Source organism: Streptomyces sp. NPDC020379 (assembly GCF_044387105.1).
Classification (GTDB): Bacteria; Actinomycetota; Actinomycetes; order Streptomycetales; family Streptomycetaceae; genus Streptomyces.
Genome location: NZ_JBIRVR010000022.1, coordinates 23,391 through 37,223, shown reverse-complemented (window position 1 = coordinate 37,223; position 13,833 = coordinate 23,391). Strand labels below are relative to the sequence as shown.

General features: G+C 71.9%; 15 protein-coding genes. 14 read left to right on the top strand and 1 reads right to left on the bottom strand.

Going from position 1 to position 13,833, the window contains the following annotated elements:
* Positions 1 to 138 precede the first annotated feature (138 nt).
* From ACH427_RS25275 to nusB, 14 genes are all read left to right on the top strand, one after another.
* Positions 139 to 591, top strand: a complete 453-nt coding sequence (locus ACH427_RS25275) for a DUF948 domain-containing protein (RefSeq protein ID WP_398872808.1) — start codon at positions 139 to 141, stop codon at positions 589 to 591.
* An 8-nt stretch (positions 592 to 599) separates the two neighbouring features.
* Positions 600 to 926: a DUF6167 family protein gene (locus ACH427_RS25270; protein WP_361522377.1), complete on the top strand. Its 327-nt coding sequence runs from the start codon at positions 600 to 602 to the stop codon at positions 924 to 926.
* On the top strand, positions 926 to 3,595 hold the full coding sequence (gene alaS / locus ACH427_RS25265) for an alanine--tRNA ligase (RefSeq protein WP_398872806.1): 2,670 nt from the start codon (positions 926 to 928) through the stop codon (positions 3,593 to 3,595). Before ACH427_RS25270 ends, alaS begins: the two co-directional genes overlap by 1 nt.
* 5 nt (positions 3,596 to 3,600) lie before the next feature.
* A complete protein-coding gene (gene ruvX / locus ACH427_RS25260) occupies positions 3,601 to 4,065 on the top strand; it encodes a Holliday junction resolvase RuvX (protein ID WP_398872804.1) in 465 nt (154 codons plus the stop codon).
* Positions 4,066 to 4,193: 128 nt separating this feature from the next.
* Positions 4,194 to 5,828, top strand: a complete 1,635-nt coding sequence (gene mltG, locus ACH427_RS25255) for an endolytic transglycosylase MltG (RefSeq protein WP_398872802.1) — start codon at positions 4,194 to 4,196, stop codon at positions 5,826 to 5,828.
* A complete protein-coding gene (locus ACH427_RS25250) occupies positions 5,825 to 6,670 on the top strand; it encodes a shikimate dehydrogenase (RefSeq protein WP_398872800.1) in 846 nt (281 codons plus the stop codon). The genes mltG and ACH427_RS25250 overlap by 4 nt, the downstream gene beginning before the upstream one ends.
* Before the next feature lie 166 nt (positions 6,671 to 6,836).
* A complete protein-coding gene (gene aroC, locus ACH427_RS25245) occupies positions 6,837 to 8,021 on the top strand; it encodes a chorismate synthase (RefSeq protein WP_398872798.1) in 1,185 nt (394 codons plus the stop codon).
* On the top strand, positions 8,018 to 8,554 hold the full coding sequence (locus ACH427_RS25240; RefSeq protein ID WP_398872796.1) for a shikimate kinase: 537 nt from the start codon (positions 8,018 to 8,020) through the stop codon (positions 8,552 to 8,554). Before aroC ends, ACH427_RS25240 begins: the two co-directional genes overlap by 4 nt.
* A gap of 7 nt (positions 8,555 to 8,561) precedes the next feature.
* Positions 8,562 to 9,650: a 3-dehydroquinate synthase gene (gene aroB / locus ACH427_RS25235; RefSeq protein WP_398872794.1), complete on the top strand. Its 1,089-nt coding sequence runs from the start codon at positions 8,562 to 8,564 to the stop codon at positions 9,648 to 9,650.
* Positions 9,647 to 10,099, top strand: a complete 453-nt coding sequence (gene aroQ / locus ACH427_RS25230) for a type II 3-dehydroquinate dehydratase (protein WP_398872792.1) — start codon at positions 9,647 to 9,649, stop codon at positions 10,097 to 10,099. Before aroB ends, aroQ begins: the two co-directional genes overlap by 4 nt.
* A gap of 174 nt (positions 10,100 to 10,273) precedes the next feature.
* Positions 10,274 to 10,978 carry an AAA family ATPase gene (locus ACH427_RS25225; RefSeq protein ID WP_398872790.1) on the top strand — a complete coding sequence of 235 codons (705 nt, stop codon included), beginning with the start codon at positions 10,274 to 10,276 and terminating at the stop codon, positions 10,976 to 10,978.
* Between the two features lie 59 nt (positions 10,979 to 11,037).
* Entirely contained in the window at positions 11,038 to 12,144 is a 1,107-nt protein-coding gene (locus ACH427_RS25220) for a M24 family metallopeptidase (RefSeq protein WP_398872788.1), read from the top strand.
* A gap of 46 nt (positions 12,145 to 12,190) precedes the next feature.
* The gene (efp, locus tag ACH427_RS25215) at positions 12,191 to 12,757 is read left to right on the top strand and encodes an elongation factor P (protein ID WP_398872786.1); all 567 of its coding nucleotides are present in this window, start codon (positions 12,191 to 12,193) and stop codon (positions 12,755 to 12,757) included.
* Positions 12,758 to 12,759: 2 nt separating this feature from the next.
* Positions 12,760 to 13,194, top strand: coding sequence for a transcription antitermination factor NusB (nusB, locus tag ACH427_RS25210; RefSeq protein WP_398872784.1), 435 nt, complete (start codon positions 12,760 to 12,762; stop codon positions 13,192 to 13,194).
* A 98-nt stretch (positions 13,195 to 13,292) separates the two neighbouring features.
* Here the strand turns inward: nusB and bldD are convergent, their stop codons facing one another.
* On the bottom strand, positions 13,293 to 13,793 hold the full coding sequence (gene bldD, locus ACH427_RS25205) for a transcriptional regulator BldD (RefSeq protein WP_004948690.1): 501 nt from the start codon (positions 13,791 to 13,793) through the stop codon (positions 13,293 to 13,295).
* Positions 13,794 to 13,833: the final 40 nt, after the last annotated feature.

Here is a 13,833-nt window from a genome sequence, read left to right as displayed (position 1 = left end):
GGCTGGCGCGGTGACAATCCGGTACGGGCGCGGAGGCCCGGCGCGATAAGGTCGTACAGGACGTCAAGAGGCGTCCGAAGACGTCCGAAGACAGCAAGCGGCGGGTCGGCGACGACGACCAGCAGGGAGCGGTGCAGCGTGTCCGGTGGAGAGGTGGCCGGGATCCTCGTGGCCGTCTTCTGGGCGATCCTCGTGTCGTTCATGGCCCTGGTCCTGGTGCGGCTCGCGCAGACGCTCAAGGCCGCCACCAAGCTGGTGGCCGACGTCAGTGAGCAGGCCGTGCCGCTGCTCGCCGACGCCTCCGCGACCGTGCGCTCGGCCAACACCCAGCTCGCCCGCGTCGACTCGATCGCAGCGGACGTCCAGGAGGTCACGGCGAACGCCTCCGCGCTCTCCTCGACCGTCTCCTCCGCCTTCGGCGGGCCCCTGGTCAAGGTCGCGGCGTTCGGCTACGGCGTGCGCCGCGCGATCGGCCGCAAGGCCGCGCCCGCCGAGCCGGCGCCGCGGCACTCCGTTTTCGCCGGCCGGACCGTCGGCCGGAAACCGCCGTCCGCCCGGCGCGGCAGCCGCCGTACCCGTGGGAAGGGTTGACCCCAGGAATGTTCCGCCGCACCTTCTGGTTCACGACCGGTGTAGCCGCCGGTGTCTGGGCCACGACCAAGGTCAACCGCAAGCTGGCCCAGCTCACCCCGGAGAGCCTGGCTCTCCAGGCGGCGGACCGCGCGGTCGTCGCGGGCCGCCGGGTCAAGCTCTTCGCCCTGGACGTCCGCGACGGCATGGCGCACCGCGAGGCGGCGCTCAAGGACGCGCTCGGCCTCACCGCCGTACCCGACCCCGAGCGCCGGGAGCTTCCCGAGCAGCGCCGGCTGGTCGCACTCGAACAGCAGCACACCTACCACTCGTTCACCCGGAAAGAGGACCACTGATGGAGTCGGCTGAAATCCGCCGCCGCTGGCTGCGCTTCTTCGAGGAGCGCGGGCACACCGTCGTCCCCTCGGCGTCAGTCATCGCGGACGACCCGACCCTGTTGCTGGTCAACGCGGGCATGGTCCCCTTCAAGCCGTACTTCCTCGGCGAGGTCAAGCCGCCCTTCCCGCGCGCCACCAGCGTGCAGAAGTGCATCCGCACGCCGGACATCGAAGAGGTGGGCAAGACCACCCGCCACGGCACGTTCTTCCAGATGTGCGGCAACTTCTCCTTCGGCGACTACTTCAAGGAAGGCGCCATCAAGCTCGCCTGGGAGCTGCTGACCACCCCGGTGGCGGACGGCGGCTTCGGGCTGGAGCCCGAGAAGCTCTGGATCACCGTCTACAAGGACGACGACGAGGCCGAGCAGATCTGGCGTGACGTCGTCGGCGTCCCCGCCGAGCGCATCCAGCGCCTGGGCAAGAAGGACAACTTCTGGTCCATGGGCGTCCCCGGCCCCTGCGGTCCCTGCTCCGAGATCAACTACGACCGCGGCCCGGAGTTCGGCGCCGAGGGCGGCCCCGCCGTCAACGACGAGCGCTACGTGGAGATCTGGAACCTGGTCTTCATGCAGTACGAGCGCGGCGCCGGTGACGGCAAGGAGGACTTCCCGATCCTCGGGGACCTGCCGTCCAAGAACATCGACACCGGTCTCGGCCTCGAGCGCCTCGCCATGATCCTGCAGGGCGTGCAGAACATGTACGAGACCGACACCCTGCGCGTCGTCATGGACAAGGCCACCGAGCTGACCGGCGTCCGCTACGGCGACAAGCACGAGTCGGACGTCTCCATGCGCGTGGTCGCCGACCACATCCGCACCTCCGTGATGCTCATCGGAGACGGCGTCACCCCCGGCAACGAGGGCCGCGGTTATGTGCTGCGCCGCATCATGCGCCGCGCCATCCGCAACATGCGCCTGATGGGTGCCACCGGCCCGGTCGTCAAGGACCTGATCGGCGTCGTGATCGACACGATGGGGCAGCAGTACCCCGAGCTCGTCACCGACCGCAAGCGCGTCGAGACCGTCGCCCTCGCCGAGGAGGCCGCCTTCCTCAAGGCCCTCAAGGGCGGCACCAACATCCTCGACACCGCCGTGACCGAGACCAAGGCCGCCGGCGGCACGGTCCTCTCCGGCGACAAGGCGTTCCTGCTCCACGACACCTGGGGCTTCCCGATCGACCTCACCCTGGAGATGGCCGCCGAGCAGGGGCTGTCCGTGGACCAGGACGGCTTCCGCCGCCTGATGAAGGAGCAGCGCGAGCGGGCCAAGGCCGATGCCAAGGCCAAGAAGACCGGTCACGCCGACCTGTCCGCCTACCGCGAGGTCGCCGACACCACCGGCGAGAGCGACTTCACGGGCTACACCCTCACCGAGAACGAGTCGACGGTCGTCGGCCTGCTCGTCGACGGCGTGCCCTCGCCCGCCGCCACCGAGGGCGACGAGGTCGAGGTCGTCCTCGACCGCACCCCCTTCTACGCCGAGGGCGGCGGCCAGCTCGCCGACACCGGCCGCATCCGGCTGGACAACGGCGCCGTCATCGAGATCCGCGATGTGCAGAAGCCCGTCCCGGGCGTCCACGTCCACAAGGGCGTCGTCCAGGTCGGCGAGGTCACCGTCGGTGCCTCCGCCCACGCCGCCATCGATGTGACGCGCCGTCGGGCCATCGCCCGTGCCCACAGCGCCACCCACCTCACCCACCAGGCGCTGCGCGACGCCCTGGGCCCGACGGCCGCCCAGGCCGGCTCGGAGAACTCGCCCGGCCGCTTCCGCTTCGACTTCGGCTCCCCTGCCGCCGTGCCCGGCAGCGTCCTCACGGACGTCGAGCAGCGGATCAACGAGGTCCTCTCCCGTGAACTCGACGTCCAGGCCGAGGTCATGAGCATCGACGACGCCAAGAAGCAGGGCGCCATCGCGGAGTTCGGCGAGAAGTACGGCGAGCGGGTGCGCGTCGTGACCATCGGCGACTTCTCCAAGGAGCTGTGCGGCGGTACGCACGTCGCCAACACCGCCCAGCTGGGCCTGGTGAAGCTGCTCGGCGAGTCCTCGATCGGCTCCGGTGTGCGCCGTGTCGAGGCCCTGGTCGGCGCCGACGCCTATCACTTCCTCGCCAAGGAGCACACGGTCGTCGCCCAGCTCCAGGAGCTGGTCAAGGGCCGTCCGGAGGAGCTGCCGGAGAAGATCTCCGGGATGCTCGCCAAGCTCAAGGACGCCGAGAAGGAGATCGAGCGTTTCCGCGCCGAGAAGGTGCTCCAGGCCGCCGCCGGTCTCGCCGAGGGCGCCAAGGACATCCGCGGTGTGGCGCTGGCCATCGGCCGGGTGCCGGACGGCACCGGCGCCGACGACCTGCGCAAGCTCGTCCTCGACGTCCGCGGCCGGATCCAGGGCGGCCGGGCCGCCGTCGTGGCGCTGTTCACCGTCGTGAACGGCCGTCCGCTGACCGTCATCGCCACCAACGAGGCCGCCCGCGAGCGCGGTCTCAAGGCCGGTGACCTGGTGCGTACGGCCGCCAAGACGCTCGGTGGCGGTGGCGGCGGCAAGCCGGACGTCGCCCAGGGCGGCGGTCAGAACCCGGACGCCGTCGACGAGGCCGTCGCCGCCGTCGAGCGCCTCGTCGCCGAAGCGGCCTGATCGCCGTGCGACGTGGCAGGCGCATCGCCGTCGATGTGGGGGACGCCCGGATCGGGGTCGCCTCGTGCGACCCCGACGGGATCCTCGCGACCCCGGTCGAGACCGTGCCGGGGCGGGACATCCCGCAGGCCCACAAGCGGCTGGCGGCGATCGTCGCGGAGTACGAGCCGGTCGAGGTCGTCGTCGGTCTGCCCCGCTCCCTCAAGGGGGGAGAGGGGCCGGCCGCGGCCAAGGTGCGGACCTTCGCCAAGGAGATGGCCCGGCGGGTGGCGCCCGTACCGGTGCGGCTGGTCGACGAGCGCATGACGACCGTCACAGCCGCGCAGGGGCTGCGGGCCTCCGGCGTCAACACCAGGAAGGGGCGCTCGGTCGTCGACCAGGCGGCAGCCGTGGTCATTCTGCAGAACGCGCTGGAGATCGAGAAGGTCTCCGGCCGGCCTCCCGGCGAGGCCGTCGACGTGGTCATCTGATCGCAGTACGGTAACGTTCCGCGCTGACATGGCAGCCGTTCGAACGTCTCCCGTACAGGACCGGACGATTCGGAACCCGCGCTCCACGGAGTGCCGACCGGCTGCCGCTGTGCGGCTCTAGGGGATTGATGACTGAGTATGGCCGGGGCTCCGGCTCCCAACCGTGGCATCCCGAGGACCCTCTGTACGGGGACCCGGGATACGACGGTCAACAGCATCCGCAGCATCAGCACCCCCAGCAGCCGTCACAGCCTCAGTACGGTCAACAGCAGTACGGCTGGGACCCCTCGCAGAGCGCGGGGGGTCCCTACGGCACCGGGGAGCAGTACGGGCAGCAGCCCGTCGACCCCTACACCGGCGCGCCGCCGGACTACTACGGCACGCAGGACGCCTATCCGCAGCCCCAGCACCAGCACCAGCGCGAGCCGCAGGCGCAGCAGCACGCGCCCCAGCAGCCCCAGCAGTACGAACAGCAGGTGCCGCGCCAGGCTCAGCACGAGACGCAGCAGCACCACACGCAGGAGTTCGCGCAGCCCGCGGAGTGGCGTTCCGAGCCCGCCGAGGAGAAGCTGTCGTTCTTCGACGGCCTCTCCGGTCCGGCCGCCCCGGAGCCGGAGGAGGACGCGCCGGCCGAGGAGCGCTCCCGCGGCCGTGACCGGCGGGGCAAGGCGCCCAAGAAGGCCAAGCGCCGCAGCGGCACCGCCTGCCTCCTCGTCGCCGTGGTGCTCGTCGGCGTCGTGGGCGGCGGTGGCTATCTCGCCTACGACTACTGGCAGACCCACTTCGGGGCCGCGCCCGACTACGACGGCGAGGGCACCGGCCAGGTCCAGGTCGAGATCCCCAAGGGCTACGGCATCAGCCAGATGGGTGAGGTCCTCCAGAAGGCCGGCGTGGTCAAGAGCGTCGGAGCCTTCACCGAGGCCGCGGGCAAGGACCCCAAGGGCAAGGCCATCCAGCCCGGCTCCTACACCCTCCACAAGGAGATGTCCGGTGCCGCGGCCGTGTCGATGATGACCAACGCCGCGAACTTCCTCACCATCGGCGAGGGCCGGCGCGCGGTGGGGATCTACGCCGCGATCGACGAGAAGCTCGGCCTGCCGAAGGGCACGACCCAGGGCGTCGCCAAGGACCAGGTGAAGAACCTCGGGCTGCCCGACTGGGCCAACAGCGACCCCAAGATCAAGGACCCGCTGGAGGGCTTCCTCTTCCCCTCGCAGTACAACGCGGGCAAGGGCACCAAGCCCGAGGAGATCCTCAAGCAGATGGTCGCGCGGGCGAAGGAGACCTACGCCAAGCAGGATCTGGAGGGCAAGGCGAAGGAACTCGGCCTGAAGTCCCCGCTCCAGCTGATCACCGTGGCGAGCATGGTCAACGCCGAGGGCATGACCCACGACGACTTCCGCAAGATGGCGCGCGTCATCTACAACCGCCTCAAGCCCACCAACGTCGAGACGAACGGCAAGCTCGAGTTCGACTCGACGTACAACTACATCAAGAACCAGAGCACCCTGGACCTCAGCCCCAAGCAGCTGCGGTCCTACGACGACCCGTACAACACGTACTTCTACAAGGGCCTGACGCCCGGCCCCATCGGCAATCCGGGAGAGCTCGCGCTCAAGGCCGCGATGGATCCCGAGCCCGGTGACTGGTACTACTTCGTCTCCATCGACGGCAAGACGCAGTTCGCCAAGAACCTGCAGGAGCACGAGAAGCTCGTGCAGGAGTTCAACGAGAGCCAGAAGAACAAGAAGAAGAGCGGATGAGTGAACTGAAGGGGCACCGCCGCCGCGCGGCCGTGCTCGGATCGCCGATCGACCACTCGCTCTCCCCGGTCCTGCACCGGGCCGCCTACGCGGAGCTGGGCCTGGGGGAGTGGACGTACGACCGCTTCGAGATCGACGAGGCCGCGCTGCCCGGCTTCCTCGCGGGGCTGGACGGCACCTGGGCGGGGTTCTCGCTCACCATGCCGCTCAAGCGCGCGGTGATGCCGCTGCTGGACGAGGTCAGCGACACCGCGGCCTCGGTCGAGGCCGTCAACACCGTCGTCCTCACCGAGGACGGCCGCCGCCTCGGTGACAACACCGACATCCCCGGCATCGAGGCCGCCCTGCGCGAGCGCGGCGTCGAGAAGGTCGAGTCCGCCGCCGTCCTCGGCGCCGGGGCCACGGCCTCCTCCGCCCTCGCGGCCCTCGCCCGGATCTGCACCGGCGAGGTCACCGCCTATGTGCGCAGCGAGGCGCGGGCCGCCGAGATGCGTCAGTGGGGCGAACGGCTCGGCGTGGCCGTCACCGTCGCCGACTGGTCCCGCGCCGCCGAGGCCCTCACCGCGCCCCTGGTCGTCGCCACCACCCCGGCCGGCGCCACCGACGCCCTCGCCGCCGCGGTCCCCGAGCGCCCCGGCACCCTCTTCGACGTGCTCTACGAGCCATGGCCGACCCCGCTGGCCGCCGCCTGGACGGACCGCGGCGGGGCCGTGCTCAGCGGCCTGGACCTCCTGGTGCATCAGGCCGTGCTCCAGGTCGAGCAGATGACCGGCTGCAGGCCGGGCCCCCTCGCGGCGATGCGCGCGGCGGGCGAGGCGGCCCTCGCGGCACGCGCCCGCTGACCACGACCTGACCGAGTCCGTCCACAACCCGGACCTGAGGCCGGGAAAGGCCCCGGGACGTGGGAGGATCGAGGACGGCGGGCCAGGGCCGCGCGCCCCCAGCCACCGCTGGGAGGTACCCCCGGGTCGCGCCGCAGCAAGATCAGGCGCGAGCAGAGGAGTCCCGTTGAGCAGGTTGCGCTGGCTGACGGCCGGAGAGTCCCATGGTCCGGCACTGGTGGCGACGCTGGAGGGGCTGCCCGCCGGTGTGCCGATCACCACGGAGATGGTGGCGGACCACCTGGCCAGGCGGCGCCTCGGCTACGGCCGCGGCGCGCGCATGAAGTTCGAGCGCGACGAGGTCACCTTCCTCGGCGGTGTGCGCCACGGTCTGACCATGGGTTCCCCGGTGGCCGTCATGGTCGGCAACACCGAGTGGCCCAAGTGGGAAAAGGTCATGTCCGCCGACCCCGTCGACGCCGACGAGCTCGCCGCGCTGGCCCGTAACGCCCCGCTGACCCGCCCCCGCCCCGGCCACGCCGACCTCGCGGGCATGCAGAAGTACGGCTTCGACGAGGCCCGTCCGGTGCTGGAGCGCGCCTCCGCCCGGGAGACCGCGGCCCGCGTGGCGCTGGGCGCCGTCGCCCGCTCCTACCTCAAGGAGACGGCCGGCATCGAGATCGTCTCCCACGTCGTGGAGCTGGCCGCGGCCAAGGCGCCGTACGGCGTCTACCCCCGGCCCTCCGACGTCGAGCGCCTCGACGCCGACCCGGTGCGCTGCCTGGACCAGGACGCGAGCAAGGCGATGGTCGCCGAGATCGACCAGGCCCACAAGGACGGCGACACGCTCGGCGGCATCGTCGAGGTGCTCGCGTACGGCGTCCCGGTCGGCCTCGGCTCGCACGTGCACTGGGACCGCCGCCTCGACGCGCGCCTCGCGGCCGCGCTGATGGGCATTCAGGCGATCAAGGGCGTGGAGGTCGGCGACGGCTTCGACCTGGCCCGGGTGCCCGGCTCGCAGGCGCACGACGAGATCGTCGCCACCGGCGACGGCATCCGCCGCACCTCCGGCCGCTCCGGCGGCACCGAGGGCGGCCTGACCACCGGCGAGCTGCTGCGGGTGCGGGCGGCGATGAAGCCCATCGCGACCGTGCCGCACGCGCTGGCCACGGTCGACGTGAGCACCGGTGAGGCCGCGCAGGCGCACCACCAGCGCTCCGACGTCTGTGCCGTCCCGGCCGCGGGCATCGTGGCGGAGGCCATGGTGGCGCTGGTGCTGGCGGACGCGGTGGCGGAGAAGTTCGGCGGCGACAGCGTCGCCGAGACCCGTCGCAACGTCCGCGGCTACCTCGACAACCTGGCCATCAAGTGACCCCTCCCGCTGTCGTGCTGGTGGGCCCGCCCGGAGCGGGCAAGTCCACCATCGGTGCCCTGCTCGCCCAGCGGCTGGGCACCGGCTACCGCGACACCGACGCCGACATCGAGCGGACCGCGGGCAAGCCCATCCCGGAGATCTTCATCGACGAGGGCGAGCCGCACTTCCGCGAGCTGGAGCGGCAGGCCGTCCGCAGCGCCGTGGCCGAGCACCCCGGGGTGCTCGCCCTCGGCGGCGGGGCGGTGATGGACGACGGCACCCGCGCCCTGCTCAAGGGCCTCCCGGTGATCTTCCTCGACGTCGAACTCGCCGACGCCGTCCACCGGGTGGGCCTGGACGCCCCGCGCCCGCTGCTCGCGGTCAACCCGCGGCAGCGCTGGCGGGAGCTGATGGCGGCGCGCCGCCCGCTCTACACCGAGGTCGCCCGCGCCGTCGTCACCACCGGCGGCCGCACCCCGGAGGAGGTCGCCGACGCCGTGCTCGACGCGCTGGCGCTGCCCCGGGACCGTACCCCCGACACCACGCAATGAGGAACGCATGACCGACGCCCCCACCCGCATCCGGGTCGCCAGCGCGGGCTCCGAGCCGTACGAGGTCCTGGTCGGCCATCAGCTGCTGGGCGAGCTGCCCGGCCTGATCGGCACCGAGGCCAAGCGGGTCGCCGTGCTCCACCCGGAGGCGCTGGCCGAGACCGGCGAGGTGCTCCGCCAGGACCTGGCCGCGCAGGGCTACGAAGCGATCGCCATCCAGCTCCCCAACGCGGAGGAGTCCAAGACCGTCGAGGTGGCGGCCTACTGCTGGAAGGCGCTCGGCCAGACCGGCTTCACCCGCACCGATGTCATCGTCGGCGTGGGCGGCGGCGCCACCACCGACCTGGCCGGCTTCGTCGCCGCGACCTGGCTGCGCGGGGTGCGCTGGATCGCCGTGCCCACCACCGTGCTGGGCATGGTCGACGCCGCCGTCGGCGGCAAGACCGGCATCAACACCGCCGAGGGCAAGAACCTCGTCGGCGCCTTCCACCCCCCGGCCGGCGTCCTGTGCGACCTCGCCGCGCTGGAGTCGCTGCCGGTTCACGACTACGTCAGCGGGCTCGCCGAGGTCATCAAGGCGGGCTTCATCGCCGACCCGGTCATCCTCGACCTCGTCGAGGCGGACCCGGCGGCCGCCCGCACCCCGCGGGGCGCGCACACGGCGGAGCTGATCGAGCGCGCCATCCGGGTCAAGGCGGAGGTCGTCTCCGCCGACCTCAAGGAGTCGGGCCTGCGCGAGATCCTCAACTATGGGCACACCCTCGCCCACGCGATCGAGAAGAACGAGCGCTACAACTGGCGGCACGGCGCCGCGGTCTCCGTCGGCATGGTCTTCGCCGCCGAACTCGGCCGCATCGCAGGCCGCCTGGACGACGCGACCGCCGACCGGCACCGCGCCATCCTGGAGTCCGTGGGCCTGCCCGTGACCTACCGCGGCGACCAGTGGCCCAAGCTCGTCGAGACCATGAAGGTCGACAAGAAGTCCCGCGGCGACCGGCTGCGCTTCATCGTCCTCGACGGCCTCGCCAAGCCCACCGTCCTGGAATCCCCGGACCCGGCGATGCTCCTCGCCGCCCACGCGGAGATCGCCGCGTGAGCGCCGGCGAGCGCGCCCGGGTGCTCGTGCTCAACGGGCCCAACCTCGGCCGGCTCGGCTCGCGCGAGCCCGACGTCTACGGCTCGACCTCCTACAAGGGCCTGGTCGCGGCCTGCGCGGAGCTCGGCGCGGAGCTCGGCTTCGACGTCGAGGTCCGCGAGACCAACGACGAGGGCGAGCTGGTCCGCTGGCTGCACGAGGCGGCCGACGGGCGGATCCCGGTGGTCATCAACCCCGGTGCCTTCACGCACTACTCGTACGCCATGCGGGACGCCGCGGCCCAGCGCACCGCGCCGCTGGTCGAGGTGCACATCTCCAACCCTTACGCGCGCGAGGAGTTCCGCCACACGTCCGTGATCGCCGCGGTGGCCAGCGGCACGGTCGCCGGCTTCGGCATCGGGTCCTACCGGCTGGCGCTCCGCGCCCTGGCGGAGGAACTGCGGGACTGACCCAGGCGTCTTCACCGGGGGCCGGGGCTCCGCCCCGGCCCCCGCGAGGGACCCGGGGAACGGCGCGACCAGCTCCTACGGGACCGGCGGGCCCTACCCCCACACAGGGGACCGGGCCGGGCGGGGGATAGCCTCTGCCGCGCAAGTCGCCGCACGAGACGGAGTGCCAACCGCATGCAGCACCCTGGGGGACCGCCGGTGCCACCGCCCCACCCCCCGATGCCACCCGTACCACCCCCGCCCGGCCCGGACGCCACCGCCGCCTTCACCATGCCCGCGGCCTTCACCGTGCCCGCCGCCGAGGCCGCGCCCGCGACGCACGCCGCCGTGGCCCTGCTGCTCATCGGCCCGGCCGGCGCGGGCAAGACCACCGTGGCACGGCACTGGGCGGACACCCGCGCCGTGCCCACGGCGCACATCAGCCTCGACGACGTGCGCGAGTGGGTGCGCTCCGGCTTCGCGGACCCGCGGTCCGGGTGGAACGACCACTCCGAGGCGCAGTACCGCCTCGCCCGCCGCACCTGCGGCTTCGCCGCCCGCAACTTCCTCGCCAACGGCATCTCCTGCGTCCTGGACGACGCCGTCTTCCCCGACCGGCCCGTCGTCGGCCTCGGCGGCTGGAAGCGGCACGTGGGGCCGGGGCTGCTGCCCGTGGTCCTGCTGCCCGGCCTGGAGATCGTCCTGGAGCGCAACGCCGAGCGCACCGGCAACCGCCGGCTCGGCGACGAGGAAGTCGCCCGGATCCACGGCCGCATGGCCGGCTGGTACGGCTCCGGCCTGCCGATCATCGACAACTCCCAGCAGGACGTCGCCACCACGGCCCGCCTGCTGGACGACGTGGTCGCCCGCGCCCTGGCCGCGCCGCCCGGCTGTCCCTAGGCGCCCGGTCGGACGCGCTGGAACGGCCCGCCACGGCACTCCGCCGTACGCTCGGAGGCATGTCCGAGGTGTACGCGGCGCGCCGCGCGCGGCTGCGTGAGCGCTGCGAGGCGGCCGGGAGCGAGGCCGCCCTGGTATCCGGCGGCGCCAACGTCCGGTATCTGGCGGGCGGGGCGCCGGCGGGTGCCGCGCTGCTCGTCGGGCCCGTGGAGGACACCCTGCTGTGTCCGGGCGACCTCGCCGTGCGCGGCCCGGCCGACCGCCCGGCCGAGGGCCTGCGGATGGAGGCGTTGCCCCTGGCGGGCGGCGACCCGGCCGTCGCCGGGGCCGAGCGGGCCGCCGCGGCCGGTGCCCGCTCGCTGGCCGTCGAGGAGCACCACCTGACCGTCGCCCGGCACCGCGCCCTGCGCTCGGTCGCGCCCCGGCTGCGCCTGGACGACCTCGGCACGGCCGTGGAGCAGCAGCGGGTGGTCAAGGACAACGAGGAGATCTCCGCGCTGCGGATCGCCGCGGAGATCGCCGACCAGGCGCTGGGCGAGCTGCTGGAGTCGATCCTCGTCGGCCGCACGGAGCGGCATCTGGCGCTGGAGCTGGAGCGCCGCCTGATCGACCACGGCGCCTCGGGCCCGGCCTTCACCACCTCGGTCGGCGCGGGCCCGAATTCGGGGCTGGCCGGGCACGTGCCCACCGACCGGCGGGTGGAGGAGGGCGATTTCCTCTGTGTGTGCCTGGGCGCCGACTACCGTGGCTACCGCAGCGAGGTGGGCCGGACCTTCGTCATCGGCACCAGCCCGGCGGACTGGCAGATCGAGCTCTACGAGCAGGTGTTCGCCGCCCAGCGGGCGGGCCGGGAGAAGCTCGCGCCGGGCACTCCCTACCGCGATGTGGACCGCGCGGCACGGGTCGTGCTGGAGGCCGCGGGCCACGGTGAGAGGCTCGGACCGCGCATCGGACACGGCGTGGGACTCGAAAACGACGAGGACCCTCGGCTGACGCCCTCGGCAATGGGTAAACTGGACGCTTGCGTGCCGGTCACCGTAGATCCGGGGGTCAACCTCCCGGGGCGGGGCGGCGTCCGGATCGATGACACGCTCGTCGTCCGCCCCGAGGCGGATGGCGGACCCGAGCTACTCACCATTACGACCAAGGAGCTGCTCGCGCTCTAGCGCGTGCCTTCGGGGTCCCAGCTTCAGTCCAGGAGATTCCGCAACCGTGGCTTCCACGAACGACCTCAAGAACGGCATGGTGCTCAAGCTCGACGGAGGCCAGCTCTGGTCCGTCGTCGAGTTCCAGCACGTCAAGCCCGGCAAGGGCCCCGCCTTCGTCCGCACGAAGCTGAAGAACGTGCTCTCCGGCAAGGTGGTCGACAAGACCTTCAACGCCGGCGTGAAGGTCGAGACGGCCAACGTCGACAAGCGCGGTATGCAGTTCTCGTACATGGACGGCGAGTACTTCGTCTTCATGGACATGGACACGTACGACCAGCTGCACGTCGACCGCAAGACCGTCGGCGACGCCGCCAACTTCCTGCTCGAGGGCTTCGAGGCCGTCGTCGCGAAGCACGGCGACGAGGTGCTCTACGTCGAGCTGCCGGCCGCCGTCGAGCTGACCATCGAGCACACCGAGCCGGGCGTCCAGGGCGACCGCTCCACCGGTGGCTCCAAGCCCGCCAAGCTGGAGACCGGCTACGAGATCCAGGTCCCGCTCTTCATCACCACGGGTGAGAAGATCAAGGTCGACACGCGCACCGGTGATTACCTCGGTCGGGTGAACAGCTAACCGTGACCGCCCGCAGCAAGGCCCGTAAGCGCGCCTTCCAGATCCTCTTCGAGGCCGATCAGCGCGGCACCACCGTGCGACACGTCCTCGCCGACTGGGTCCGGCACTCGCGCTCCGACGACCGGCAGCCGCCGGTCAACGAATACACGATGCAGCTGGTCGAGGGGTACGCGGAGCATGTCTCCCGCATCGACGAGCTCATCGCCACCTACGCGGTCGACTGGGACCTGGACCGGATGCCGGTCGCGGACCGGAACATCGTGCGGCTCGGTGCCTACGAGCTGATCTGGGAGGACGAGACCCCGGACGCGGTGGCGATCGACGAGGCGGTCCAGCTCGCCAAGGAGTTCTCCACCGACGACTCGCCGTCCTTCGTGAACGGTCTGCTCGGCCGGTTCAAGGACCTCAAGCCGAGCCTTCGTCGCGACGAGAGCTGACAGACGTAAAAAGCCGTGGGGCGGGGAGAAACCTGGAAGGGTTTCTCCCCGCCCCACGGCTTTGGCCCGTCAGGGCGGGGACTTCACCGAGCCGAGGCTCAGGCGTCCTCGTGCTGGACGGCGCGGCGCGCGTCGGCGTCGAGCACACCCCAGCTGATCAGCTGCTCGGTGAGCACCGAGGGCGACTGGTCATAGATCACGGCAAGGGTGCGCAGGTCGTCCTGGCGGATCGACAGGACCTTGCCGTTGTAATCGCCGCGCTGGCTCTGGATGGTCGCGGCATAGCGCTGGAGCGGACCCGCCTTCTCGGCCGGCACGTGGGCCAGGCGCTCAAGGTCCAGAACCAGCTTCGGCGGCGGCTCGGCGGCCCCGCCCGGCGTGGTGCCCGGCAGCAGTTCCTGCACCGGAACGCCGTAGAAGTCGGCCAGCTCGGCCAGGCGCTGCACGGTCACGGCACGGTCGCCGCGCTCGTACGAGCCCACTACCACGGCCTTCCAGCGGCCCTGGGACTTCTCCTCGACGCCATGGAGGGAGAGGCCCTGCTGGGTGCGGATGGCGCGGAGTTTGGCCCCGAGCTGTTTGGCGTATTCGCTGGACATAAAGCTCCCCGGACGCGGTATCAATCTGCGGCTCTGCCGC

What these genes read in the sequence shown, in the direction of transcription:
- ACH427_RS25270 (WP_361522377.1), top strand. Translation starts at nt 600, where the DNA reads ATGTTCCGCCGCACCTTCTGGTTCACGACCGGTGTAGCCGCCGGTGTC.
- alaS (WP_398872806.1), top strand. Translation starts at nt 926, where the DNA reads ATGGAGTCGGCTGAAATCCGCCGCCGCTGGCTGCGCTTCTTCGAGGAG.
- mltG (WP_398872802.1), top strand. Translation starts at nt 4,194, where the DNA reads ATGACTGAGTATGGCCGGGGCTCCGGCTCCCAACCGTGGCATCCCGAG.
- ACH427_RS25250 (WP_398872800.1), top strand. Translation starts at nt 5,825, where the DNA reads ATGAGTGAACTGAAGGGGCACCGCCGCCGCGCGGCCGTGCTCGGATCG.
- aroB (WP_398872794.1), top strand. Translation starts at nt 8,562, where the DNA reads ATGACCGACGCCCCCACCCGCATCCGGGTCGCCAGCGCGGGCTCCGAG.
- ACH427_RS25225 (WP_398872790.1), top strand. Translation starts at nt 10,274, where the DNA reads ATGCAGCACCCTGGGGGACCGCCGGTGCCACCGCCCCACCCCCCGATG.
- ACH427_RS25220 (WP_398872788.1), top strand. Translation starts at nt 11,038, where the DNA reads ATGTCCGAGGTGTACGCGGCGCGCCGCGCGCGGCTGCGTGAGCGCTGC.
- bldD (WP_004948690.1), bottom strand. Translation starts at nt 13,793, where the DNA reads ATGTCCAGCGAATACGCCAAACAGCTCGGGGCCAAACTCCGCGCCATC.